Below are 23180 nucleotides of genomic sequence, written 5' to 3' on the forward strand. Positions count from 1 at the left end.
TGTGCGCGATCGGAACGGGTCGCTCCGGCCCGCTCCGCAAGCCCTCGCCGGTGTCGGTGGTCGGGCGTACGGTCGCAGCATGAGCGACGACATCCCCAACACCACCGATCCCGACGTCAAGACCGAGGGCGACGTCCTCGGCGCCCGTGCCGATGACGGCAGCGACACCAGCGCCAGCAAGGACCCGTCCGACTGGGTCACCGGCGACGAGCCGATGACCGGCCCGCAGCGCAGCTACCTCGACACCCTCGCCCGCGAGGCGGGCGAGACCCTCCCCGCCGACATCACGAAGGCGGAGGCGTCCGAGCACATCGATCGCCTGCAGTCCGCGACCGGCCGCGGCGACGGCAGCAAGTAGCCTCCCGCCCCACCCGCACCCGGGCGCACGGCGGCTGAGCATTGCTGCCGTCGTGCGCCCCCGTGTCGGGGCCGTCAGGATGCATCGACCCTCTCTAGGGTCACGGGCATGGCGATGTCCCGGACCACGCAGACGGCTCTCGATCTCATCGACGCGGTACGGATCCCGGAGGGGATCGACCCGCGTCTCGCCCGCCAGGTCTCGCTCTCGCTGAGACTCCTCCTCGAATCCGACAGCTTCGGTCCGAGCGACCGGACGCTGCGCCGCCGCTCCCGCAGGCTGCGCGCCGGTCGCCTGGTCTGACGGCCCTGGCAGGAGTGCCTGCGTGACCTCGCAGGGGGCAGACAGCGCGCGTGCAGCGGTCTAGAGTTCGGGTCATCCGGTCCGCCGGACGCCCGCGGGGCCGAGCACGGGGACGACGTCGTCCCACGAGCCGGGCCCGCCGTCCGCTCGCACGACGAGCGACCGCTCCCTGCCGACGCTCAGCGCCGACGCCGTCTCGATGAGGAGACCGTCATGCCGTCCTTCCGCTCCACCCTGCTCGCCCTCGCCGCCTCCGTCGCCCTCGTGGGCGCCACCGCCACCCCCGCCCTCGCCGATCACAACGCCGGGGCGAACCTCGACGGCTACGCCTCGACCGACATCTCGTCGAACGGCTCCTGCTACTACGGCGCCCTCCTCACGGGCTCGCCCGACATCAGCCTCTCGACGACCAGCTACCGCTTCGTCCGCACCGGCGCCTCGCTGACGCTGGTCTGCTCCTACACGAGGATCCCGTCGTTCATCCCCGGCACCGAGCAGGGCGACGGCGGGGACTGGTACGCCCCGAAGAAGCCGACCCGCTACGTGGCCCAGGACGCCTGTCTGCCGCCGGGCGTCGACTCGGCCGGAGAGGAGTACCTCGACGATCCCGGTCGCGCGGTCGACAAGGTCGACGCGAAGACGCTGTTCTACCGCTCGACCATGACGATGGTCTGCTTCTGGGCCGACGACCCCACGCGCTGACCCGCAGGGGCGGCCGGCGGTGTCCCCTTCCGTCGGTCGCCCCGCCCCCGCGGCCTGAGGAGCCGCCTGCGGCGGCGCCCGACGAGCCGTCGGCCGCCCGGCCCATGCTCCCTGCATGCTGGTCGAGTAGCCGCCTCCGGCGGCGTATCGAGACCCACCCACCGCCCTCCGAGCAGCTGCATCCGCCGCCCTCTGCATGCTGGTCGAGTAGCCGCCCGCGGCGGCGTATCGAGACCCGCCCACCGCCCGAGCAGCACCACCCGACGCACCCACCACCCCGCCCCGACAGGACACCCCCGATGACCCACCGCCTCCAGCCCCACCAGAGCACGACCGTCCGCCTGGTCCGCTGGTTCCGCACCGTGGACGGCTGGCAGTCCGAGATCGTCCGCGGCCGCCTCCTCGAGCACCACGACGGCGTCTGGCGCCTGCTCTCGATCGAGGACGGCGAGGAGCGCGAGTACCCCGACGCCGCCTGGTCCCTCTGCCACGAGTGATCGCGGCCGTCGGCGGGAAGGGCGTCGAGCGCTGCTGCTCCGCCACGTCCACCGACGCACGTTCGCAGCGGTCGTGCTCGGGAGACGGCGGGAGGAGTGGGCCCCGTCGGGCTCGAACCGACGACCCGCGGATTAAAAGTCCGCTGCTCTGCCAACTGAGCTAGAGGCCCGCGGCATCCAGGGTAGCGCCCCCGCGCGCCCGGACCGGTGTCGGGCATACCTGCCCAGGCGCAGGCGTTACCCTCCTCGAACCCCCACGAAGCAGGATGCGTCCGCGCGTCCGCCCGACCGCGGAAGGCGGCCCCATGACAGACGGCTTCCACAAGCCGACCAAGTTCCCCTCCCGCGTCTTCGAGGCGTTCCAGGGCGGGGAGGACCCGGCGCAGATCAGCCGGGTCGCCCACGAGACGGCGATCGCACTGCTCAGCCGGGTGCGCGAGGACCCGGATCCGGTGGTCATCGACCGCCTGGTCGAGTACACCGACCACAACGGCATCGACGCGCTCGCCGAGCTGTGGGCCCGCTCCAGCCCGTCCAGCCTCCCCGGCGCCCTCTGGCGCATCTACCTGCTGCGGCTCGTGATCCGGCAGGACCCGGAGAGCACGAGCTTCCTCTACCAGCGCGGCGTCGAGCTCTCGGCGACCATCGACCCGGTCGTCGCCGGCGCGGTCACGCCGACCGGCCCGGCCGAGATCACCGAGCTGGCCGACCGCATCCTCCGCGGAGTGTTCGACGGCGACTTCGCCGTCGCCCTCGACCGCGCCGCGGCCTTCTGCCGGGTGAGCGCCTCCGGTGCCGCCTCGGTGGCCGACGACGTCGAGCTGATCGACGGACCGCGGGCGAGCCAGCTGACCACCCGCGCCCTCCGCCTCTCGACCACCGCGGCCGAGCTGGTGAGCTGCGCACGCCTCTGGCGCAGCGACTCGCTCGAGTAGGAGCGGACTCCGCTACCCGATCGCGGCGCCCTGTGGCACCCCGCGTTCTCGCTCCGCGAACGCCCCTCGCGGGCCTGCGGGGGACAGCCGGTACACTGGTCGCAGCCGGATCGCAGTAACCCCGGGCTCCACTTATAGCCGCTTCGAGCGGCCTCGCGCCGAGAGGCGTTTCTGCGATCCGGCCCCTTCTCCTCTCGACAGCATCCCCAGCGGATCCCGGCGGCGAGCGAGGGCCCAGTGGCGGGCGGTCCGAGGCGCGAGTCCTCCCCTCCCGGCAGAGTCCCCGACAGACAGGCGACATCCGGAATGAAGAACCGCAGGGCACTCCGGATCGGCGCGCGGTGGTGGGCCGGGATCGCCCTCCTGGTGATCGCCGTCCTCCTCTTCCTCTCCGCCCCCGGCGTCGACGACGAGATCGGCGCCCTCCTCGGCAACGGCGTCGTCTTCTCGCAGGGTGCCCTGATGCGCACGCTCGCCGTGCTCGACACGGCCGCCGCGCTCTGGGTGCTGGTCCGTCCGCGCAGCTCCGCCGGTCTGACCGCGGCCCTCGCGGCCGTGATCGGACTCTGGCTCGCCCCGCGGATGGGCGCCGCGGCGCTGGTCGACCTGGGCGGCTTCGCTCTCGACGTCCGCTTCGTCGTCCTCCCCCTCGAAGTGTCGGTCGTGATCGCGGGACTCGCCGTGACAGCCTTCTGGATGACCCGGAATCTGAAGTCCCGGGCACGAGCAGGGCAGGGCGCATGAGCGACGACACCACCGCCGAGGGCACCGCCCCCGACCTCGGCGCTCTCCTCGAGCGGATCGCCGCGGGGGAGCAGGCCGCGTTCTCGCAGCTCTACGACCTCGTCGCCTCGCGAGTCCTCGGACTGATCACGCGGGTCCTGGTCGACCGCGCCCAGTCGGAGGAGGTGGCCCAGGAGGTCTTCCTCGAGATCTGGCAAACCGCTGGACGCTTCGCTCCGAATAAGGGAAGTGCGACGACCTGGATCCTCACGATGGCACACCGCAGGGCCATCGATCGGGTTCGCGCGGCCCAAGCGGGCCGTGATCGGGACGTCCGCATAGGAATCCGCGACCTCGGTCGCGACTACGACCAGGTCGCCGAGCAGGCGGAGGTGTCCCTCGAGCACGAGAAGGTCACCGCCGCCCTGGAGCGGCTGACCGAGCTCCAGCGGCAAGCGCTGCAGCTCGCGTATTACGGCGGCTACTCGCACAGCGAGATCGCCGGGATCCTGAACTGCCCCGTCGGTACCATAAAAACGCGCCTGCGCGACGGGATGATACGACTGAGAGAAGAGATGGGGGTGGCCCTGTGAACGACGTGCAACTCCCCGAAGATCCGCGCGAACTCGCAGCAGGACACGCACTCGGCATCCTCACCCCGGACGAGACCGCCCGGTACGAGAGATTCCTGGACGAGAATCCGGAGGCGCGCGGCGAGGCCGACGCGTTCTCGACCGTGGCCGACGCGCTCGCCGCCGACGCTCCGGCGGTCGCACCGTCGCCGGCCTTCAAGGCCGATCTGATGGCGCTGATCGCGACCACGCCCCAGCTGCCCCGTGACGACACCGCCGATGCTCCGGCCGAGGACCTCGGCGACCGGCGCGAAGCGGTCCCGACCCTGCACGCCGTCGAGCCTTCCGCAGCCGCCGTGAGCGGGCCGTCGGCCGTTGCGCCGTCCGCGACCTCCGGCCGCCACGGCGCCGAGGCCCGCGCCCGCGGACGCTGGTTCACCCGCCCCGCCGTCTACCTCTCCGCCGCCGCTGCCGCGGCCGTCATCGTGGTCGGGGGAGTGGCGCTCCCGCCGCTGCTCACGCCCGATGCCGGGCAGAGCCAGCAGCTGAGCGCCCTCGAGCAGATCCGCAGCGCCCCCGACGTGCAGGAGACGGCCGGAGCCGTCGCGACCGGCGAGACCGCGACCCTGGTCTGGTCGGCCTCGCTCGGCCGCTCGGCGCTCGTCGTCGACGACCTCGCGCCCCTGCCCGACGACAAGACCTACGAGCTCTGGTACATCGGCTCCTCCGGTCCGGTCTCGGCCGGGACGTTCGACGGGGGCGACGGCCGCACGGTCGCACCGCTCGAGGGCACGCTCGCCGAGGGCGCCGTCGTCGCGGTGACCGTCGAGGACGCGGGCGGCTCCGAGGCGCCGACCACGGACCCGATCCTGGCCATCGCGACCGCCTGACACCGCCACAGCACCCGGTACCGACCACAGCACCCAGTACAGAAGAGCCGCACTCCCCGAGGGGGTGCGGCTCTTCTGCGCTCCCCACCGGGGGCCGCCGGCTGCAGACGGCTCTCACGGGCTCCCGGACAGCAGAAGAGCCGCACCCCCGGAGGAGTGCGGCTCTCGTGCATGCGGTCGGAGGCTCAGCCGAAGCGGCCCGAGACGTAGTCCTCGGTCGCCTGGACGGACGGCCGCGAGAAGATCGTGGCGGTGTCGTCGTACTCGATGAGCTTGCCGGGCTTGCCGGTGCCCGCGATGTTGAAGAACGCGGTGCGGTCCGAGACGCGCGAGGCCTGCTGCATGTTGTGGGTCACGATGACGATCGTGTAGTCGTTCTTGAGCTCCTCGATCAGGTCCTCGATCGCGAGGGTCGAGATCGGGTCGAGGGCCGAGCACGGCTCGTCCATCAGCAGCACGTCCGGGGAGACGGCGATGGCGCGGGCGATGCAGAGCCGCTGCTGCTGACCGCCGGAGAGGCCGGAGCCGGGCTTCTCGAGCCGGTCCTTGACCTCGTTCCAGAGGTTCGCGCCCTGCAGCGACTTCTCGACGAGGTCGTCCGCGTCGGACTTCGAGATGCGGCGGTTGTTGAGCTTCACGCCGGCCAGCACGTTGTCGCGGATGGACATCGTCGGGAACGGGTTGGGGCGCTGGAAGACCATGCCCACCTGGCGGCGCACGAGCACCGGGTCGACGCCCGGGCCGTAGAGGTTGTTGCCGTCGATCAGCACCTCGCCGTCGACGTAGGCGCCGGGGATGACCTCGTGCATGCGGTTGAGCGTGCGGAGGAAGGTCGACTTGCCGCAGCCGGAGGGGCCGATGAACGCCGTGACGGTGCGGGGCTCGATGGTGAGACCGACTCCCTCGACCGCGAGGAACTTGCTGTAGTAGACGTTGAGGTCGTTGACTTCGATGCGCTTGGACAACGGAGATCCTTAGGGTTAGCGGCCGAGCTTGGGGGCGAAGATGCGCGCGACCAGGCGAGCGAGCAGGTTGAGCAGCATGACGATCAGGATGAGGACCAGCGCGCCGGTCCAGGCCCGATCGATGTAGGCGGCGGCGTCGGCCCCCTGGTCGGCGTACTGGCGGAACACGTAGACCGGGAGGGTCATCATCCGGTCGTCGAACGGGTTGTAGTTCATCGACTGGGTGAACCCGGCGACGATGAGCAGCGGGGCGGTCTCGCCGATGACGCGGGCGATCGAGAGCATGACGCCCGTGACGATGCCGGCGATCGAGGTCGGCAGGACGATCTTGACGACGGTCAGCCACTTCGGCACGCCGAGGGCGAAGGACGCCTCGCGCAGCTCGTTCGGGACCAGGCGCAGCATCTCCTCGGTGGAGCGCACGACGACCGGGATCATCAGCACCGACAGTGCGATCGCGCCGCCGAAGCCCATCCGGATGCCGTCGCCGAAGAGGAGCACCAGGAGGGCGTAGGCGAAGAGGCCGGCGACGATCGAGGGGATGCCGGTCATCACGTCGACGAAGAAGGTGATTCCGCGGGCGAGCGCGCCCCGGCCGTACTCGACGAGGTAGATGGCCGTCATCAGGCCGATCGGGATCGAGATGACCGCGGCCAGCGCCGTGATGATCAGCGTGCCCATGATCGCGTGCAGCGCTCCGCCGCCCTCGCCGACGACGTTGCGCATCGAGGAGGTGAAGAAGAGGAGGTCGAAGCGCGCGGCGCCCGCGGTGACCGCCGTGTACATCAGCGAGATCAGCGGGATCAGCGCGACGACGAACGCGGCGGTGACGAGGGTGGTGACGACCCGGTCGGTGGCGCGGCGGGGGCCCTCCACCAGGCGGGCGAGGACGAAGACGGCGACCGTGTAGAGCACGGCGCCGAAGAAGACGGTGCCGACGACGTCGAAGCCCTGGGTGGTGCCGGTGACGGCGAGGAGGGCGTAGACGAGCGCCATCACGGCGATGCTGCCGACCAGGAGGGCGACGGGCGCCCACTTGGGCAGCTGGCCGCTGGTGAGCGTGTTGACCGGCGCAGGGACCGCGTCCTCGACGCGGCGCTGGCGGGGCGGAGTCATCGTGACCATCAGTTCGCTCCCGAGAAGGCCTTGCGGCGGTTGATGATGTAGCGGGCGAGCATGTTGACGAGCAGCGTGATGACGAAGAGCATCAGGCCGGAGGCGACGAGCTCGTTGACCTTCAGGCCGTAGGCCTCGGGGAAGCTCAGCGCGATGTTCGCGGCGACGGTGTTCGAGTTCGTCGACTGCAGCAGCGCGAAGTTCACGACGAAGGACGGCGAGAGCACGATGGCGACCGCCATCGTCTCGCCGAGTGCGCGTCCGAGGCCGAGCATCGACGCGGAGATGATGCCGGGGCGGCCGAAGGGCAGGACCGCCGTGCGGACCATCTCCCAGCGGGTCGCGCCCAGGGCGAGCGCGGCCTCCTCGTGCAGCGTCGGCGTCTGGAGGAACACCTCGCGCGAGATCGCCGTGACGATCGGCAGGATCATGACCGCGAGCACGAGGGCCACGGTGAGGATCGTGCGGCCGGTGCCGGAGACCGGGCCGTTGAAGAGCGGGAACCAGCCGAAGACGTCCGTGAGGAACGCGTAGAACGGCTGGACGAAGGGGGCGAGCACCGTGATGCCCCAGAGGCCGAAGACGACCGACGGCACGGCGGCCAGCAGGTCGATCACGTAGCCGAGGCCCTGCGCGAGCTTGCGCGGGGCGTAGTGCGAGATGAAGAGCGCGATCCCGATCGCGATGGGGACCGCGATCACCATCGCGAGCCCGGCGGCGTAGACGGTGCCGAACACGAGCGGGCCGACGTAGGACCAGAAGCCCGCTCCGCCGGAGATCGTGTCAGGGGACGCCGTGAGAGCCGGGATCGACTGGACGACCAGGAAGAGGGCGACGGCGGCGAGGATGACGAGGATCAGCGCGCCGGAGGCGACTGCCGTTCCGGAGAAGATCCGGTCTGCGGGCCGCTGCTTCGCCTTGATGGCGCCGACGGGCCGCTCTGCGGTGGTCATGTGGGTGTCCCTGCGTTCGGTGTGGGGGAGGGGGCCGAGCCGTGACGCGGCCCCGGACCGGCTGGGGTCCGGGGCCGCGTCATGAGGGGGAGGTTACTTGATCGACTCGATGGCCGTCGCGACCTGGGTCGACAGCTCGGACGAGAGCGGCGCGGCGCCGGCGGAGGTGGCGGCCTCCTGCTGGCCCTCCTCGCTGGTCACGTAGCCGAGGTACGCCTTGACGAGCTCGCCCGTCGCGGCGTCCTGGTACTCCTGGCAGGCGATGAGGTAGCTCACCAGGACGACCGGGTAGACGCCGGCCTCCTCGGAGGCGTAGTCGATCTCGTAGACGATGTCGTTCTCGGGACGGTCGGTCGCCTCGGGGGACGCGTCGACGATCGCGGCAGCGGCCTCGGGCGAGTAGGCGACGAAGTCGTCGCCGACCTTCACCTTGGCGGTGCCCAGGCTGCCGGCGCGCGAGGCGTCGGCGTAGCCGATGGTGTTCTGGCCGTTGGTGACGGTGTCGATGACGCCCGAGGTGCCCTGGGCCGCCTCGCCGCCCTCGTAGGGCCAGACTCCGTCGGGCTCGGCGTCCCACACGGTGGGCGCGGTCGCGTTGAGGTACGCGGCGAAGTTCTCGGTGGTGCCCGAGTCGTCCGAGCGGTGCACGGCGGTGATGTTCGAGGACGGGAGCGTCGCGTCGGGGTTCAGCGCGGCGATCTCGGGGGCGTTCCAGGTGGTGATGGTGCCCTTGAAGATGCCCGCGATGGTGGCGGCGTCGAGGTTGAGCTCGTCGACACCCTCCACGTTGAAGACGATCGCGATCGGCGAGATGTAGGCCGGGACGTCGATGGCGGAGGTACCCTCGACGCACTTGCCGAAGGAGCCGTCGAGCTCCTCGAGCTTCAGCGCGCGGTCGGAGCCGGCGAAGTCGGCGCCGCCGGCGATGAAGGCCTCACGGCCCGCGCCGGAGCCGTCGGGGGAGTAGTTGACGGTGACGCCGGTGTTCGCCTGCTGGAAGGCGGAGACCCAGGCCTCCTGGGCGGAGCCCTGCGAGGAGGCGCCGATGCCGTTGAGGGTGCCCTCGAGGGTGCTGGCGGAGCCGGAGGAGGACGAGTCGCCGGTGGCGGCGGGCCCCTCGTTGGCAGCACAGGAGGTCAGCGTGATGGCTGCGACGGCGGCGATGACGGCCGCCTGGCCGAGACGCGAGAAACGCACAAGTATCCCTTTCGGGTAGGAAAGCAGGGGGGATGGACGGGCTTGGTGCGGCCCGCCAGCGAGAGTACGGAGGGGTCGTGTCCTGGCTCCGTCCGCTCGGTGAACGCGCGGTGAACGACGGGCCGCCCTCAGGCGCCGCTGAGCGCGGAGGAGCAGTATTCGCGCGGCACTCCCGCCGCCCTTTCGGGAGCTACTCGAGCGGTGCGTGCGTCTCGATCGCGACGATCCCGGACCCCGGGTGCTGGACGGAGAGGTGCACGACCGCGAAGCCGCCGGTCGGCAGATCGGAGGCCTCCTCGAGGTACGGGCCGATCGGGGTCGCCGTGGCCAGCGCCAGCTCGCGCAGGATCTCGGGGATCACCGGACCGTGGCTGCAGAGCACGGCGCTCTTGCGTGCGCGGACCCGCTTGCCGACGACGGAGCGGACGTCGGCGGTCCCGTGCTCGTGCGAGTCCTGGCTGAGGTCCTCCGAGAGGCGGACGGGCCGCTTCAGCAGCGTGGAGAGCGGAGCGATCGTGGCCCGGCAGCGCTTCGCCGTGCTCGTGACGAGCCGACGGGGACGCCAGGCGGCGACGGCGCGGCTCGCGGCGGCCGCCTCCTCCTCGCCGCGGCGGTTGAGGCGCCGGGTGGAGTCGCGACCGTCCCAGGAGGACGCGGGGACCGCCTTCGCGTGCCGGAGCACCACGACAGCGAACGTGTCGTGGGTGCCGCGCGAGACGATCCGCGCGAACTCGTCCACGATCTCGATGTCGTGCGGGTAGGTCAGGTAGCTGCGGGCGCGCTTGATCGTGACCCACTCGAGCGCCTCGACCTCGCGATTCGGCACGAAGTCCGAGGCGAGCACCGCCTTCTCGGTCACCCGTGCCGCCCAGTAGTGCACCGTCTTCGGTCGCCCGTTCGGGAGCGCGTACTGCACGGTGCCGAGCGGCACTCCGAGCGCGACGGCGAACCCGGTCTCCTCGCGGATCTCGCGCACCGCGGTCTCCGGCAGCGACTCGCCCGGATCGACCTTGCCCTTAGGCAGGCTGACGTCCTTGCGGTGCGGCCGGTGGATCACCAGGACGTGCAGTCGCCCCTCGATGATCCGCCAGCACACGGCGCCGGCCGCGTAGACGGTCCCCGTCACGGCGTCAGCGGGTGGAGGCTCGGGAGCCGGTCCGCGTCGCCGTGCGCTTGCGATGCGTGATGTGCGCCATCAGCCGGTTCTGCAGATCGGAGAGGGGGGCGCCGTCCTCGTCGAGGTGGTGCCGCGTCCAGATCCCGTCCGGGCCGAGCCACCAGGAGGCCGTCTTCTCGTCCATCGCGCGGTCGAACATGTCGGCGATCTCGCTGAGGTGCGCCGGCTCGACGATCCGCACCAGCGCCTCGACGCGGCGGTCGAGGTTGCGGTGCATCATGTCGGCGCTGCCGATGAAGACCTCGGGGTCGCCGCCGTTGACGAAGCTGAAGATGCGCGAGTGCTCGAGGTAGCGCCCGAGGATCGAGCGGACGCGGATGGTCTCGGAGAGGCCCTCCTGCCCGGGCTTCAGACCGCAGATGCCGCGGACCCAGACGTCGACGGGCACGCCGGCCTGGCTCGCGCGGTAGAGCGCGTCGATCACCGACTCGTCGACGATCGAGTTCATCTTGATCCGGATGCCCGAGGGGCGGCCGGCGCGAGCGTTCTCGGTCTCGGCCGCGATCCGCTTCAGCAGTCCCTTGCGCAGATGACGCGGCGCGACCAGCAGGCGCTTGAACTTCTTCTCGATCGCGTAGCCGGAGAGCTCGTTGAAGAGGCGGGTGAGGTCCTTGCCGACCTCGGGGTCGGCGGTCAGCAGGCCGAGGTCCTCGTAGATCCGCGAGGTCTTCGGGTTGTAGTTGCCGGTGCCGATGTGGGAGTAGTGCCGCAGCACCCCGCCCTTCTCCTGGCGGATGACCAGCGCGAGCTTGCAGTGGGTCTTCAGCCCGACGAGGCCGTAGACCACGTGGACGCCGGCCTTCTCGAGCTTGCGGGCCCAGGAGATGTTGGCCTTCTCGTCGAAGCGCGCCTTGATCTCGACGAGCGCGAGCACCTGCTTGCCGGACTCCGCGGCGTCGATCAGCGCCTCGACGATGGGGGAGTCGCCCGAGGTCCGGTACAGCGTCTGCTTGATCGCCAGCACGTCGGGGTCGGCCGCGGCCTGCTCGAGGAACGCCTGGACGCTCGTCGCGAAGGACTCGTAGGGGTGGTGCAGCAGCACGTCGCCGCGCGAGACCGCCTTGAAGATGTCCTGGCGCTGGTTCGGCTCGCTCGGCGAGAGCTGCACGGCCGTCGTCGGGACGTGGTTGGGGTACTTCAGGTCCGGCCGGTCGATCTTCTGCAGGCTGAAGAGGCCGCCGAGGTCGAGCGGCGCGGGGAGCTTGTAGACCTCCTGCGTGGTGATGTCGAGCTCGCGGACGAGGAGCCCGAGGGTCTCGTCGTCCATGTCGTCGGTCACCTCGAGGCGGATGGGCGGGCCGAACCGGCGGCGGAGGAGCTCCTTCTCGAGCGCCTTGATCAGGTTCTCGGTCTCGTCCTCGTCGACCTCGACGTCCTCGTTGCGGGTGACCCGGAAGACGTGGTGGTCGAGGATCTCCATGCCAGGGAAGAGGTCGTCGAGCTGGTTCGCGATCAGGTCCTCGAGCGAGATGAAGCGCATCGGCTCACCGGGAGCGGCGACGCCGGCGATCCGCACGAAGCGCGGCAGCATCTGCGGCACCTTGAGGCGGGCGAACTCGGTCTTCTGGGTCTTCGGGTTGCGCACGCGCACCGAGAGGTTGAGCGAGAGCCCCGAGATGTAGGGGAACGGGTGCGCCGGGTCGACGGCCAGCGGCATCAGCACGGGGAAGACCTGCGCCGAGAAGTAGTCGTCGAGCACCTCGCGCTCGGCGTCGCTGAGCTCGCTCCAGCGGACGATGTCGATCCCCGCGTCGCGGAGGGCCGGCTCGACGAGCTCCTTGAAGGCGCGCGAGTGCCGCTGCTGCAGCAGGTGCGCCTTCTCGGAGATGTCGGTCAGCACGTCGACCGGCACCCGCCCGATGTTGGTGGGCAGCGCGAGACCGGTGAGGATGCGGCGCTTCAGCCCCGCGACGCGGACCATGAAGAACTCGTCGAGGTTGGACGAGAAGATCGCGAGGAAGTTGGCCCGCTCGAGCGCGGGGACCAGCGGGTCCTCGGCCAGCTCGAGCACGCGCTGGTTGAACGCCAGCCAGCTCAGCTCGCGGTCGAGGTAGCGGTCGTCCGGGAGCAGGGGGTCGGAGTGACCCTCCTCCTCCTCGTCGAAGTCGTCGTCGAGCTCGTCGCTCAGGCCGTCTTCGAGAATCAGGTTGTCGCCGTCCATGCGACCATCCTGGCACCGCCTCGGACGCGCCCGCGCCGCCCGTGGTGAATGCCGGGTGAACCCGCCCTGGGGAGGAGCCTCGGAGCCGCTGCGCCGCTCAGCGCACCGCGGGGCGGCGGTGCAGGTACTGCACGTCGACGGCGGCGTCGGTGAAGCCGAGCGAGCGGTACAGCGCCACGGCGGAGCGGTTCTCCGCCTCGACGTAGAGGTCCGCGACGGCGCAGCCGCGCTCGAGCATCCGGGCGAGTCCCGCCCCGAGGAGCGTCCGGCCGAGTCCGCGACCCGCGGTCTCGGGGGCCACGCCGAGGACGTAGATCTCGCCCGTCGTCGACTCCGGCTCGATCTTCAGCCAGTCGTAGCCGACGAGCACGCCGTCGGCGTCGCGGAGCAGGAGGAAGTCCCCGTCGTCGTACCAGGATTCGGCCCGGCGCGCGGCCAGGTCGCCCTCGGTGATCCGGCCCTGCTCCGGGTGCGCGGCGAAGACCCGGGCGTTGAGGGCGACCCACTCAGCCGGGTCGAGGTCGCGGCCGTCGGAGAGCGCGAAGCCCTCGGGGACGCTCACCTCCGGGGCGACGAGCGGATCGAGCGCGAGGTGCAGCAGCGTCCGCACCGGCGCGAAGTCGTGCGAGGCGGCGAGGGCCCTGGCCGCCGGGTGATCGCCGTGCGCCCAGGCCAGGAGCCCGGTGCGCCCGCTCGCGAGCACCTGGTCGAGGACGGCGCGGCCGAAGCCGACGCCGCGCCACTCCGGGTCCACCACGAACTCCAGCTCGCCCTGGCCGAGCACGGCGGCCGCCACCACGACGTCGGCGCGCAGGCCGACGAGGAGTGTGCGCGATCCGGCCCGCGCGTCGATCAGGGTCTGATCGCTGAACGGGGGCCGGCCGTCGAACCAGGCGGCCCGGCCGATCAGGTGCTCGAGCCCCGCGGCGACGGCGGGATCGGCCAGGTTCTCAACCGAGAGATTGAGCGACTCGTTCATTGTCCTCTTCGTACACGTTGAAGCGGTATCCGACGTTGCGGACCGTCCCGATGAGCGATTCCAGATCGCCGAGCTTGGCGCGCAGGCGCCGCACGTGCACGTCGACCGTGCGGGTGCCGCCGAAGTAGTCGTAGCCCCAGACCTCGCTGAGCAGCTGCTCGCGGGTGAAGACGCGCGACGGGTGCGTCGCGAAGAACCGCAGGAGCTCGAACTCCTTGAAGGTGAGGTCGAGGGGGCGCCCGTGCACCTTCGCGGAGTAGCTGGCCTCGTCGATCACGACGCCGGACGCCTGGATCCGCGAGGTCGACTGCTCCTGAGCGAGCCGGCCGATGACCAGCCGGATGCGGGCGTCGACCTCGGCGGGGCCGGCCGAGTCGAGGATGACGTCGTTGACGCCCCAGTCCGCGGAGACCGCGGTGAGACCGCCCTCGGTGAGGATGAGGATGAGCGGGACGTTGATCCCGGTGGTGGTCAGGATCTTGCAGAGCGACTTCGCGCTGGCCAGGTCCTGCCGGGCGTCGACGAAGATGAGGTCGCAGCTCGGGGCGTTCACGAGGTGCGCCGGCTCCGCCGGGATCTGCCGGGTCTTGTGGCTGAGCAGGCCCAGTGCGGGGAGGACCTCCGAGCCACCGGCTGAGGTCAGTATCAACAACTGCGCCACGGATCCTCCAGGATTGGTCTCCGGCAATACTAGCGGCGGGTCGGAGAGGCCGATTCCCTGGGGCACAATTGAGGGATGGGCAGGGATCGCGCGGGAGTGGCAGCGGTCTGGGTGCTCGCGCTCCTCGGCTCCGTCGTCACCCTGGTGATCGCCCCGGCCGGCTCGCAGCAGCTCTGGCTGGCGCTGACCTTCGGCGGCTGCGTCCTCGCGACCTTCGCCGTCCAGCTCGCCGTGGCGAAGGCGGACGGCTATCTGGTGCGCACGATGACGAGCGTCGTCGGCGCGATGGTCGTAGTCGCGGTCGCCAGCGGCATCGCCGCCCTCACCTCGCTCTGATCGGGCCTCCTCCACCCCGTCGCGTCGGTGCCGCCGGATAGGATGGAGTCATGCTTCTCGCCCTCGAACTCTTCTATCTCGGACTGCTCGGGCTCGCCTCCCTCGCGATCGCGTGGGTCTCCGGCGTGGTCGTCTACAAGCTCTACCGCGGCCAGCGCTAGCCGCCGCCGGAGCAGGTTTGATCTCCCTCCCCTCGGGCCTCCCTCCCGAACTCGTCCCGCTCTCCTGGCTGCTCGGCGTCTGGGAGGGATCGGGAGTCATCGACTACGCCGTCGGCGACGACTCCGTGCAGGCCGAGTTCGGCCACCGCGTGAGCTTCAGCTACGACGGCCTGCCCTACCTCAACTACAGCTCGTACACCTGGCTGCTCGAGGACGACAGCGAGGTCGGCCACCGGCCGCTCGTGAGCGAGATGGGCTACTGGCGGCTCAGCCGCCCGCTCACCGACGCCGACGCGGGCCCCGCCATGCTGCCGGCCCGCGGTGCGCCCGCGTTCCCCGACGCCGAGTCGGTCGAGACGCTGCGCAACGGGGCCGGCGGCTTCGACATCGAGGTGTCGCTGGTGCACCCCGACGGCGTCAGCGAGCTGTACCTCGGCCAGGTCAAGGGCCCGCGGATCGACCTCGCGACCGACGCCGTCATGCGCACCGCCGCCGCGAAGGACTACGCGGCCGCCACCCGTCTCTACGGCCTCGTCGACGACCACCTGCTCTGGGCGTGGGACATCGCCGCGCTCGGCCAGGGGCTCCGCACCCACTCCTCCGGAAGGCTCGCCCGTGTCGAATGAGACCGCGTCCTCCGAGCGGCTGCCGATCTCCCCGCTCCTGTCCGTCTCGGGCGCCGTCGTCGGCACCAGTGCGGCCGAGCCCGGCGTCGCCGCGCACTACGGCGAGCCGTTCCGCGAGCAGCGGGCGCTCGCCGCGGGCACCGCGATCGTCGACCTCTCGGGTCGCGGCGTCGTCACCGTCACCGGCCCCGACCGCCTCACCTGGCTCGACTCGCTGACCAGCCAGGCGCTCGCCCGCCTCGCCCCCGGCGACTCGGCCGAGACCCTGCTGCTGGACCCGTCCGGGCGGATCGAGCACCTCATCCGCGTCGTCGACGACGGCGAGACCGCCTGGCTCCTCCTCGACCGAGACGAGACGCCGGGGCTCGCGGCCTGGCTCGACCGGATGCGCTTCATGCTCCGCGTCGAGATCGCCGACCGCACCGCCGAGTTCGCGACGCTCGCGACCCTCGGCGACGGCCCGGCGACCGCGCTCGCCCTCGAGCTCGCGGGGGAGTCCGGCATCAGCTGGCTCGACCCGTGGGCGCAGGTCCAGCCCGGCGGCTGGCAGTACGCCACCGCTTCCGTGCATCCCGCGGCCGGCTGGACCGCCCGCGAGACCCTCGTGCCGCGCGCGGCGCTCGACGGGCTCGAGGCCCGGGCCCGTGCGGCGGGCGTGGCGCTCGCCGGCTCCGACGCCCTCGAGGCGCTCCGCATCGCCGCCTGGCGCCCGCGGCACGCGACCGAGGTCGACGACCGCTCGATCCCGCACGAGCTCGACCTGCTCCGCTCGTCGGTGCACCTGGCGAAGGGCTGCTACCGCGGGCAGGAGACGGTCGCCAAGGTGCACAACCTCGGCCACCCGCCCCGCCGCCTCGTGCTGCTGCAGCTCGACGGCTCCGACTCCGCGCTGCCCGGCCACGGCGACGTCGTCACGGCGCTCAAGGGCGGCGAGCCGGTCGAGGTCGGCACCGTCACCGTGAGCGCCTGGCACTACGAGGAGGGCCCCATCGCCCTCGCCGTGGTGAAGCGCTCGGTCCCCGTCGACCTCGAGCTCACCGTGCTGGCCGGCGAGATCCGCGTCTCCGCCGCCCAGGAGGTCGTCGTGCCGCCGGGCGCCGGCGCCGAGGCGGGAGTGCCCCGCCTGCCCCGCCTCGGGGCAGCGACCAGGTAGGCCACGCCGTGGTGGCCGCAGGACCCGCTCGGCGGGATCGGGCGGCCGCGCGGATCCGGGCGCTCGTCCGCCTCGACGACGTCCGGCCCGGCCGGGGCGTCGCGCGCGCCGTGGCGTCGCTGCCCGCGGTGCTGCAGATCGTCCTCGCGGCGATCCTCGCCTACTCCGTCTCGCGCTTCGTCTTCGGGCACCCCGCCCCGGTGCTGTCGCTGACGGCGACCATCTCGAGCCTGGGCATCGCGCGCGACACCCGGCCGAAGCAGGTCGCCGAGACCGCGATCGGCATGCTGATCGGGATCACCGCGAGCGAGGTGCTGCTGCTGCTCTGGGGCACCGGCGTCTGGCAGCTGGCCGTGGTGCTCGCGATCGTCTTCACCGTGGGGCGGGCGCTCTCGCCGTCGCCCGGCTTCGCCGTCGCGGCCGGCACGCAGGCGATGCTGGTGATGATCCTGCCCGCGCCCGACGGGGGAGTGTTCACCCGGAGCCTCGACGGGCTGGTCGGCGGACTCGCCGCGCTGCTGTGCACCGCGATCGTGCCGCGCAACCCGCTCCGGGCGGCGCGCGCCGAGGCGCGGCGGCTGGTGTCGGCGCTCGCCGAGACGATCGACGCGCTCGCCGACGCGCTCCGCCGGGGCGATCAGGCGGCCTCCGCGGCGGCGCTCGAGCGCGTCCGCGGCACGCAGCCGGTGATCGACGGCTGGACGGCCGCCCTCGACTCGGCGATCGGGGTCGCACGGATCTCGCCGTTCGTCCGGCGGCACCGCGCGGAGCTGGAGCGGCAGCGCACGATGCTCGCCGCGCTCGACCTCGCGACGCGCAACCTCCGCATCGTCGCGCGGCGCACCGACTTCCTGGTCGGCGACGCCGTGCCGCGGCCGGCGCTCGCCGACGTGGTCGCGGACGTCGGCCCGGGGATCGCGCTGATCGGCCGGGCCGTCACCGAGCCCGCCGTGCTCGCGCTCGCGCGTCAGGACCTCGTGCTGCTCGCGACGACCCTCGACCCGCAGGCGCTGATCCCCGAGGCGCGGCTGGCGGAGAAGACGCTGCTGGTCATCCTCCGCCCGCTCGTCGTCGACCTGCTGACGGCGACCGGGGCGAGCTCGGCCGAGGCGAGAGCCGCGCTGCCCGAGCTCGCCTGACCGGCCGGGCTCCTCCGGGGCTCACGCGTTGGTGGCGTCCTGCACCTCGCCCACGAGCTCCTCGATGATGTCCTCGAGGAAGAGGACACCGGTGGTGCGGCCCTCGGCGTCGACCACCCGGGCGAGGTGCGCGCCGGTGCGCCGGAGCGCGGCGAGCGCGTCCTCCAGCTCGTCGCCGGCCGAGACCGCGGCGAGCCGGCGGATCCGCTTGCGCGGCACCGGCACCTCGGTCGCGTCGAGGTCGGAGACGTCCTTGAGGTGCAGGTAGCCGCCGGGCAGGCCGTCGCCGTCCGCGAGCAGATAGCGGGAGTAGCCGTGCTCGGCCACTGCGCGGCGCACGTCCGCGGGCGTGGCCTCGGCGGGCAGCAGCACCATCCGCTCGAGCGGGACCGCGACGTCCGCGACCCGCTTGGTCGTGAACTCGAACGCCGCCGTGACGGTGCCGGAGGCGTCGACCAGCACGCCCTCGCGGGTCGACTGGCGGACGATCGCGGCGACCTCGTCCAGCGTGAAGGCGCTGGTCGCCTCGTCCTTCGGCTCCACCCGCACCAGGCGGAGGATGCCGTTGGCGACCGCGTTCAGCGACCAGATCACCGGCTTCACGAGGCGCGAGACGAGCACGAGCGGCGGAGCGAGGAGCAGCGCGGCCCGGGTCGGCACCGAGAACGCCAGGTTCTTCGGGACCATCTCGCCGAACACGACGTGCAGGAAGGTGACGAGCAGGAGCGCGGCGACGAACGCGATCACGCCGATCGCCTCCGCGGACAGCGCCGTGAAGCCCAGCGGGACCTCGAGCAGGTGGTGGATCGCCGGCTCGGAGACGTTGAGGATCACCAGCGAGCAGACGGTGATGCCCAGTTGGCTCGTCGCGAGCATCAGGGTGGCGTGCTCCATCGCCCACAGGGTGGTCTTCGCTGCGCGGCTGCCCGCATCGGCCCGCGGCTCGATCTGCGAGCGGCGAGCCGAGATCACGGCGAACTCGGCGCCGACGAAGAAGGCGTTGACGATCAGCAGGACCACGAGCCAGGCGATCCCGGGCAGGTACTCACTCATGGACGGCCCCCTCGGCTCGGAGCGCGGCGACGCCGACGGCATCGCCGCCGTCGGTCTCGTCTCCGGCAGCGGCCGGGGTGAAGCGGACGCGGTCGACGCGGTGGGCGGCGACGCGGTCGACCCGCAGCACGCCGCCGGCCACGGCGACCTCGTCGCCGAGCTCGGGCACGCGGCCGAGGGTCGAGGCGAGGAAGCCGGCGACCGTGTCGTAGTCCTCGCCCTCGGGCACCACGGCGCCGAGCCGCTCCGCGACCTCGTCGGGGCGCAGCTCGCCGCCGAAGGTCGCCGAGCGGCCGGAGCGGACGACGCCGGCGCGGCTGCGGTCGTGCTCGTCCTCCAGCTCGCCGACGATCTCCTCGACGAGGTCCTCGAGCGTCACGACGCCCGCGGTCCCGCCGTACTCGTCGACGACGACCGCGATCGCGAGGCCGCTGCCGCGCAGGGGAGCGAGCAGGGCGTCGGCACGCGCGGTCTCGGGGACGCGCATCGGCGCGATCATCAGCGACTCGGCGGTCGCCTGCGCCCGGTCCTCCGGGGCCAGTGCGAAGGCGTGCTTGACGTGCAGGACACCGCGGACGTCGTCGGAGTCGCGCCCGAGCACGGGGAAGCGCGAGAAGCCGGTGCGGTTCGCCAGCCGGACGACGTCCTCCGCGGTGCTCTGCAGTGTGACGGAGGCCATCCGGACCCGCGGCGTCATCACGTCGGCGACGCTGCGGCTCGAGAAGCGGAGCGTGCGGTGCAGCAGGTCCGCGTGGTCGCTGTCGAGCGTGCCCTCGAGCACGGAGCGGCGCACCAGCGAGCCGAGCTCGTCGGCGCTGCGGGCGCCCGAGAGCTCCTCCTTGGGCTCGATGCCCATCGCGCGGATCAGGGCGTTGGCCGTGTTGTTGAAGAGCAGGATCACGGGCTTGAAGACCGTGGTGAAGAGGATCTGGAACGGCACGACGACCTGCGCGGTCCTCAGCGGCAGCGCCAGCGCGAAGTTCTTGGGGACCAGCTCGCCGATCACCATCGAGAAGACCGTCGCCAGCAGGACGCCGACGACCGTGCCGATGCCCGGCACGATCTCGGCCGGGATCCCGAGCGAGCGCAGCGGGTCGCCGAGCAGCGAGCTGATCGCGGGCTCGAAGGTGTAGCCGGTGAGCAGCGTGGTGAGTGTGATGCCCAGCTGTGCGCCGGAGAGATGGGTGGAGGTGATCCGCAGGGCGGAGATCGTCGGATCGAGGCGCTTCTCACCGCGAGCGCGGCGCTCCTCCAGCTCGTTGCGGTCGAGGTTGACCAGCGCGAACTCGGAGGCGACGAAGAGACCGGTGCCGACGGTGAGGAGGAGGCCGATGACGATGCCGAGCCATTCAGGCACCCGGAGCACCGCCGATCAGGGTCGAGGTCGGTGCGGCGGGCGAAGGTTCAGGGGGAGGGTCGTCCATGGGGCATGAGGGTAACGACTTTAAATATGAGAATGCTCACAGGAGTGACGGTGTCGCGTCGAGCGGGGCCACCGCGTCCCAGGCGACGGTCACCTCTCCCAGTCGCCACCGCCGCCGGCCGCCGAGGATCGGCCACTCGCCGCGGAGCGTCTCGACGGCGGCGATCCAGCGCTGCGTCGGCCCGTAGACGGCGAGCGGGGCGGCGTGCAGCCACGCCCGCTCGAGCGCGAGCAGGAAGGCGTGCACCGGCTCGCCCGCGACGTTGCGGTGGATCAGCGCCTTCGGCAGCCGCTCCGCCGCGATCATCGGCGAGGGCACGGCGCCGAGCCGGAGCGACAGGGTGAGCGAGCGCGGCCCCTCGCGGCCGATCTCGATCCAGGTGCAGATCCGGCCGATCTCGTCGCAGGTCCCCTCCACCAGCACGCCGTCGGGGGTCAGCCGGTCGGTCATCGTCCGCCACGCCTCCGCGACCGCCGACTCGTCGTACTGCCGGAGCACGTTGAAGGCGCGGATCACGCTCGCCCGCTGCCGTCCGGGCAAAGGCACCTCGAAGCCGCCGCGCTCGAAGCGCACCCGGGCGTCGGCCGGGAAGGCGGTGCCCCCTTCACGGACCCGCTCCAGCTGCCGTCGCGCGGTCTGGACGCGGGCCGGCTCGATCTCGAAGCCGACCACGTCGACGCCGGGCGCCGCGCGGACGAGACGGCGGTGCAGCTCGAGCGTGGTGACCGCGCTCGCGCCGAAGCCGAGGTCGACGACGACGGGCTCCGGAGTCGTGCGCAGCGCCGGCAGCTCGGCCAGCCGGCGGTCCACCCGGCGGAGGCGGTTCGTGCCCGTCGTGCCGCGGGTGACGGCTCCGATCGGCATGGTCTCCAGCGTATCCGGGGGCGCAGGGGCCGCCTCTAAGCTGGACGCATGTCCGAGACCTACACCCTCATCCTCGTGCGCCACGGCAACAGCGAGTGGAACCAGAAGAACCTGTTCACCGGCTGGGTCGACGTGCGGCTGACCGAGCAGGGCGTCGCGGAGGCGACTCGCGCCGGCGAGCTGCTGGTCGAGGCGGAGCTGCACCCCGACGTCGTGTACACCTCCCGCCAGACGCGCGCGATCCAGACCGCGAACATCGCGCTCGAGAAGGCCGACCGCCTGTGGATCGACGTGAAGCGCTCCTGGCGCCTCAACGAGCGCCACTACGGCGCGCTGCAGGGCAAGGACAAGGCGCAGACCCTCGCCGAGTACGGCCCCGAGCAGTTCATGACCTGGCGCCGCTCGTTCGACGTGCCGCCGCCCCCCATCGACGACGAGGACCAGTACTCGCAGGCGCACGACGAGCGCTACGCCGACCTCGGCGACGACCTGCCCCGCACCGAGTCGCTCAAGCTCGTGATCGAGCGGATGCTGCCCTACTGGGAGTCGGACATCAAGCCGGATCTCGCATCGGGCAAGACCGTCATGATCACCGCGCACGGCAACTCGCTGCGCGCGCTGGTGAAGACCCTCGACGGCATCTCCGACTCGGACATCGCCGAGCTGAACATCCCGACCGGCATCCCCCTCGTCTACACCCTCGACGAGAACTTCGAGCCGATCGGCGAGGCCCGCTACCTCGACCCCGAGGCCGCCGCCGCCGGCGCCGCCGCCGTCGCCGCCCAGGGCGCCAAGAAGTAGCCCGCCTTCTCGCACCCCCGCACGGCCCGCCGGAGTCCCCCTCCCGCGGGCCGTCCGCGTCCGTCCCCTCGCACGCTGGTCGAGGAGCCGCGGCACGCGGCGTACCGAGACCCCGCCTCCGTCCGACGGCGGATCTCGATACGCGCGCTGCGCGCGCTACTCGATCAGCATGAATGAGCCAGGTCGCGGAACGCGCCTCTTGCATGGCGGCGCGACTCGATCAGCGTGGACGCGAGAGCGAGGTCGCGGAACGCGCCCCCATGCTGTGCAAAAGAAGGCCGCGGAACGCGCCCCTTCCCTGCTGGTCGAGTAGCCGCGGCACGCGGCGTATCGAGACCCCGCGTCCGTACGACGGTGGATCTCGATACGCGCGCCGCGCGCGCTACTCGATCAGCATGAAGACGGGCGATCGACCAGCGAGGCACGGTAGCTGTCACTCGACGCCCGGGCGTTGAGCGTGCAGACCAGCCGCCCCCCACAAGGCGAACGGGCGAATCGCGTGCCAGCGATTCGTCATAGCCGTTCGCGCCCCGCTCTGCGGAACGCAAGCACGCGGTCTGCCGACCGCGGTCGATATCGCGCTCCGCGCGACATCGACAAATAAGCTCAGCCCCAGTCGCCCGAGATCAGGTACTGGACCTTCTTCGCGATGGACACCGCGTGGTCGGCGAAGCGCTCGTGGTAGCGGCTGGCGAGGGTGGCGTCGACGGTGTCGGCGGCCTGGCCCTTCCAGGCCTCGCTGAGCACCTTGTCGAAGACGCTGACGTGCAGCTCGTCGATCTTGTCGTCCTCGTCGCGGATCTCCTCGGCGATGCGGGGGTCCTGGGTGCGCAGCAGCTCGGTGAGCTTGTGCGCGACGACCACGTCGAGGCGGCCCATCTCGACGAACGTCGGGCGGAGCGACTTCGGCACGACCTTGTCGGGGAAGCGGTAGCGGGAGAGCTGGGCGATGTGCTCGGCGATGTCGCCCATCCGCTCGAGCGAGGCGCTGATCCGCAGCGCGGACACGACGGTCCGCAGGTCGCGGGCGACGGGGCCCTGGCGGGCGAGGATGTCGATCGCGAGCTCGTCGAGGCTGATGGCCAGCTCGTCGATGCGGGCGTCGCTGGCGATGACCTCCTCGGCGAGGGACACATCGGAGTGGTTGAACGCCTGGGTCGCCTTCTCGATCGCGATCTCGACGAGTCCGGAGATCTCGACGAGCCGATCCTGGACCTCGGCCAGCTCCTGCTGGAAAACTTCGCGCATCTTCTTCTCGACCCTCTCTGCGGCACGCACGGAGACCGGTGCCGATCCGCGCCGCGCACGGCGCTGCGACTGCACCAGTCCGGCGCAGGCGCAGCCATGATGACCACGGCAGGTTAACGAACGGTGCCGAGCGTTTGAACAGTACTCGACCCGCGACCCGTCGCCGGGCATCCGGTAGGGAGACGC

25 protein-coding genes and 1 tRNA gene are annotated in these 23180 nt (G+C 71.7%); 13 read left to right on the top strand and 13 right to left on the bottom strand.

Annotation, left to right across the window (positions count from 1 at the left end):
• The first annotated feature begins 79 nt into the window (after window positions 1–79).
• From EDF36_RS16105 to EDF36_RS16120, 4 genes are all read left to right on the top strand, one after another.
• Window positions 80–358 (top strand): DUF3072 domain-containing protein, encoded by a 279-nt coding sequence (locus EDF36_RS16105; protein ID WP_123445134.1) that lies wholly within the window; start codon window positions 80–82, stop codon window positions 356–358.
• A gap of 108 nt (window positions 359–466) precedes the next feature.
• Window positions 467–661, top strand: coding sequence for a hypothetical protein (locus EDF36_RS16110; protein ID WP_123445135.1), 195 nt, complete (start codon window positions 467–469; stop codon window positions 659–661).
• Window positions 662–874: 213 nt separating this feature from the next.
• Window positions 875–1363, top strand: a complete 489-nt coding sequence (locus tag EDF36_RS16115; protein WP_123733776.1) for a hypothetical protein — start codon at window positions 875–877, stop codon at window positions 1361–1363.
• Window positions 1364–1662: 299 nt separating this feature from the next.
• Window positions 1663–1860, top strand: a complete 198-nt coding sequence (locus tag EDF36_RS16120; protein WP_123733777.1) for a hypothetical protein — start codon at window positions 1663–1665, stop codon at window positions 1858–1860.
• Window positions 1861–1957: 97 nt separating this feature from the next.
• Here the strand turns inward: EDF36_RS16120 and EDF36_RS16125 are convergent.
• A tRNA-Lys gene (locus EDF36_RS16125) sits at window positions 1958–2030 on the bottom strand.
• A 135-nt stretch (window positions 2031–2165) separates the two neighbouring features.
• Between EDF36_RS16125 and EDF36_RS16130 the strand changes: the two genes are divergently transcribed.
• The 4 genes from EDF36_RS16130 (at window position 2166) to EDF36_RS16145 (ending at window position 4980) form a co-directional block, all read left to right on the top strand.
• Window positions 2166–2795: a DNA-directed RNA polymerase subunit beta gene (locus EDF36_RS16130; protein WP_123445137.1), complete on the top strand. Its 630-nt coding sequence runs from the start codon at window positions 2166–2168 to the stop codon at window positions 2793–2795.
• 306 nt (window positions 2796–3101) lie between these two features.
• Window positions 3102–3539 carry a hypothetical protein gene (locus EDF36_RS16135; protein WP_123733778.1) on the top strand — a complete coding sequence of 146 codons (438 nt, stop codon included), beginning with the start codon at window positions 3102–3104 and terminating at the stop codon, window positions 3537–3539.
• Entirely contained in the window at window positions 3536–4111 is a 576-nt protein-coding gene (gene sigK / locus EDF36_RS16140; protein ID WP_123445139.1) for an ECF RNA polymerase sigma factor SigK, read from the top strand. Before EDF36_RS16135 ends, sigK begins: the two co-directional genes overlap by 4 nt.
• Before the next feature lie 5 nt (window positions 4112–4116).
• Window positions 4117–4980: an anti-sigma factor gene (locus tag EDF36_RS16145; RefSeq protein ID WP_148060068.1), complete on the top strand. Its 864-nt coding sequence runs from the start codon at window positions 4117–4119 to the stop codon at window positions 4978–4980.
• 185 nt (window positions 4981–5165) lie between these two features.
• Here the strand turns inward: EDF36_RS16145 and pstB are convergent, their stop codons facing one another.
• The 8 genes from pstB to EDF36_RS16185 all read right to left on the bottom strand — a co-directional run bounded on the left by pstB (window position 5166) and on the right by EDF36_RS16185 (window position 14189).
• On the bottom strand, window positions 5166–5945 hold the full coding sequence (gene pstB / locus EDF36_RS16150; protein ID WP_123445141.1) for a phosphate ABC transporter ATP-binding protein PstB: 780 nt from the start codon (window positions 5943–5945) through the stop codon (window positions 5166–5168).
• 15 nt (window positions 5946–5960) lie between these two features.
• A complete protein-coding gene (gene pstA, locus EDF36_RS16155; RefSeq protein WP_397459909.1) occupies window positions 5961–7070 on the bottom strand; it encodes a phosphate ABC transporter permease PstA in 1110 nt (369 codons plus the stop codon).
• A complete protein-coding gene (pstC, locus tag EDF36_RS16160; RefSeq protein WP_123733780.1) occupies window positions 7070–8014 on the bottom strand; it encodes a phosphate ABC transporter permease subunit PstC in 945 nt (314 codons plus the stop codon). The genes pstA and pstC overlap by 1 nt, the downstream gene beginning before the upstream one ends.
• A 93-nt stretch (window positions 8015–8107) precedes the next feature.
• Window positions 8108–9211, bottom strand: a complete 1104-nt coding sequence (locus EDF36_RS16165) for a phosphate ABC transporter substrate-binding protein PstS (protein ID WP_123733781.1) — start codon at window positions 9209–9211, stop codon at window positions 8108–8110.
• Window positions 9212–9401: 190 nt separating this feature from the next.
• Entirely contained in the window at window positions 9402–10337 is a 936-nt protein-coding gene (locus EDF36_RS16170) for an NUDIX domain-containing protein (protein WP_123733782.1), read from the bottom strand.
• A gap of 4 nt (window positions 10338–10341) precedes the next feature.
• Window positions 10342–12549, bottom strand: coding sequence for an RNA degradosome polyphosphate kinase (locus tag EDF36_RS16175; protein WP_123733783.1), 2208 nt, complete (start codon window positions 12547–12549; stop codon window positions 10342–10344).
• A 97-nt stretch (window positions 12550–12646) separates the two neighbouring features.
• Window positions 12647–13528: a mycothiol synthase gene (mshD, locus tag EDF36_RS16180; protein ID WP_123733784.1), complete on the bottom strand. Its 882-nt coding sequence runs from the start codon at window positions 13526–13528 to the stop codon at window positions 12647–12649.
• On the bottom strand, window positions 13500–14189 hold the full coding sequence (locus tag EDF36_RS16185; RefSeq protein WP_123445147.1) for a winged helix-turn-helix domain-containing protein: 690 nt from the start codon (window positions 14187–14189) through the stop codon (window positions 13500–13502). The genes mshD and EDF36_RS16185 overlap by 29 nt, the downstream gene beginning before the upstream one ends.
• Window positions 14190–14264: 75 nt before the next feature.
• Here EDF36_RS16185 and EDF36_RS16190 point away from each other — a divergent pair, with 75 nt between their 5' ends.
• From EDF36_RS16190 to EDF36_RS16205, 4 genes are all read left to right on the top strand, one after another.
• Complete coding sequence (locus tag EDF36_RS16190) at window positions 14265–14525, top strand: hypothetical protein (RefSeq protein ID WP_132435964.1); 261 nt, start codon at window positions 14265–14267, stop codon at window positions 14523–14525.
• A 178-nt stretch (window positions 14526–14703) separates the two neighbouring features.
• Window positions 14704–15312, top strand: coding sequence for an FABP family protein (locus EDF36_RS16195; protein WP_123733786.1), 609 nt, complete (start codon window positions 14704–14706; stop codon window positions 15310–15312).
• Window positions 15302–16465, top strand: coding sequence for a folate-binding protein YgfZ (locus EDF36_RS16200; RefSeq protein ID WP_397459910.1), 1164 nt, complete (start codon window positions 15302–15304; stop codon window positions 16463–16465). The genes EDF36_RS16195 and EDF36_RS16200 overlap by 11 nt, the downstream gene beginning before the upstream one ends.
• 8 nt (window positions 16466–16473) lie before the next feature.
• Window positions 16474–17604, top strand: coding sequence for an aromatic acid exporter family protein (locus tag EDF36_RS16205; RefSeq protein ID WP_123702241.1), 1131 nt, complete (start codon window positions 16474–16476; stop codon window positions 17602–17604).
• A gap of 21 nt (window positions 17605–17625) precedes the next feature.
• Here EDF36_RS16205 and EDF36_RS16210 read toward each other — a convergent pair whose 3' ends face one another.
• The 3 genes from EDF36_RS16210 to EDF36_RS16220 form a co-directional block, all read right to left on the bottom strand.
• Window positions 17626–18657, bottom strand: coding sequence for a hemolysin family protein (locus EDF36_RS16210; RefSeq protein ID WP_123704651.1), 1032 nt, complete (start codon window positions 18655–18657; stop codon window positions 17626–17628).
• On the bottom strand, window positions 18650–20014 hold the full coding sequence (locus EDF36_RS16215) for a hemolysin family protein (protein WP_123733914.1): 1365 nt from the start codon (window positions 20012–20014) through the stop codon (window positions 18650–18652). The genes EDF36_RS16210 and EDF36_RS16215 overlap by 8 nt, the downstream gene beginning before the upstream one ends.
• A 103-nt stretch (window positions 20015–20117) precedes the next feature.
• The gene (locus EDF36_RS16220) at window positions 20118–20945 is read right to left on the bottom strand and encodes a class I SAM-dependent methyltransferase (RefSeq protein WP_123733787.1); all 828 of its coding nucleotides are present in this window, start codon (window positions 20943–20945) and stop codon (window positions 20118–20120) included.
• 48 nt (window positions 20946–20993) lie between these two features.
• Here EDF36_RS16220 and EDF36_RS16225 point away from each other — a divergent pair, with 48 nt between their 5' ends.
• Window positions 20994–21746: a phosphoglyceromutase gene (locus EDF36_RS16225; protein ID WP_123445151.1), complete on the top strand. Its 753-nt coding sequence runs from the start codon at window positions 20994–20996 to the stop codon at window positions 21744–21746.
• 606 nt (window positions 21747–22352) lie between these two features.
• On the opposite strand, the gene phoU is transcribed toward EDF36_RS16225, so the two are convergent.
• Entirely contained in the window at window positions 22353–22994 is a 642-nt protein-coding gene (gene phoU / locus EDF36_RS16230; protein ID WP_123702247.1) for a phosphate signaling complex protein PhoU, read from the bottom strand.
• Window positions 22995–23180: the final 186 nt, after the last annotated feature.

Origin of the sequence: Rathayibacter sp. PhB152 (assembly GCF_003751395.1) — a bacterium.
In the GTDB taxonomy this organism is placed as follows: Bacteria; Actinomycetota; Actinomycetes; order Actinomycetales; family Microbacteriaceae; genus Rathayibacter; species Rathayibacter festucae.

Excerpts from the sequence above, each read along its gene's own strand:
- EDF36_RS16220 (WP_123733787.1), bottom strand. The coding sequence starts at position 20,945 with ATGCCGATCGGAGCCGTCACCCGCGGCACGACGGGCACGAACCGCCTC.
- EDF36_RS16105 (WP_123445134.1), top strand. The coding sequence starts at position 80 with ATGAGCGACGACATCCCCAACACCACCGATCCCGACGTCAAGACCGAG.
- EDF36_RS16190 (WP_132435964.1), top strand. The coding sequence starts at position 14,265 with ATGGGCAGGGATCGCGCGGGAGTGGCAGCGGTCTGGGTGCTCGCGCTC.
- EDF36_RS16225 (WP_123445151.1), top strand. The coding sequence starts at position 20,994 with ATGTCCGAGACCTACACCCTCATCCTCGTGCGCCACGGCAACAGCGAG.
- EDF36_RS16135 (WP_123733778.1), top strand. The coding sequence starts at position 3,102 with ATGAAGAACCGCAGGGCACTCCGGATCGGCGCGCGGTGGTGGGCCGGG.
- EDF36_RS16175 (WP_123733783.1), bottom strand. The coding sequence starts at position 12,549 with ATGGACGGCGACAACCTGATTCTCGAAGACGGCCTGAGCGACGAGCTC.
- EDF36_RS16120 (WP_123733777.1), top strand. The coding sequence starts at position 1,663 with ATGACCCACCGCCTCCAGCCCCACCAGAGCACGACCGTCCGCCTGGTC.
- EDF36_RS16115 (WP_123733776.1), top strand. The coding sequence starts at position 875 with ATGCCGTCCTTCCGCTCCACCCTGCTCGCCCTCGCCGCCTCCGTCGCC.
- mshD (WP_123733784.1), bottom strand. The coding sequence starts at position 13,528 with ATGAACGAGTCGCTCAATCTCTCGGTTGAGAACCTGGCCGATCCCGCC.
- EDF36_RS16130 (WP_123445137.1), top strand. The coding sequence starts at position 2,166 with ATGACAGACGGCTTCCACAAGCCGACCAAGTTCCCCTCCCGCGTCTTC.
- EDF36_RS16110 (WP_123445135.1), top strand. The coding sequence starts at position 467 with ATGGCGATGTCCCGGACCACGCAGACGGCTCTCGATCTCATCGACGCG.
- pstC (WP_123733780.1), bottom strand. The coding sequence starts at position 8,014 with ATGACCACCGCAGAGCGGCCCGTCGGCGCCATCAAGGCGAAGCAGCGG.
- EDF36_RS16210 (WP_123704651.1), bottom strand. The coding sequence starts at position 18,657 with ATGAGTGAGTACCTGCCCGGGATCGCCTGGCTCGTGGTCCTGCTGATC.
- phoU (WP_123702247.1), bottom strand. The coding sequence starts at position 22,994 with ATGCGCGAAGTTTTCCAGCAGGAGCTGGCCGAGGTCCAGGATCGGCTC.
- sigK (WP_123445139.1), top strand. The coding sequence starts at position 3,536 with ATGAGCGACGACACCACCGCCGAGGGCACCGCCCCCGACCTCGGCGCT.
- pstA (WP_397459909.1), bottom strand. The coding sequence starts at position 7,070 with ATGGTCACGATGACTCCGCCCCGCCAGCGCCGCGTCGAGGACGCGGTC.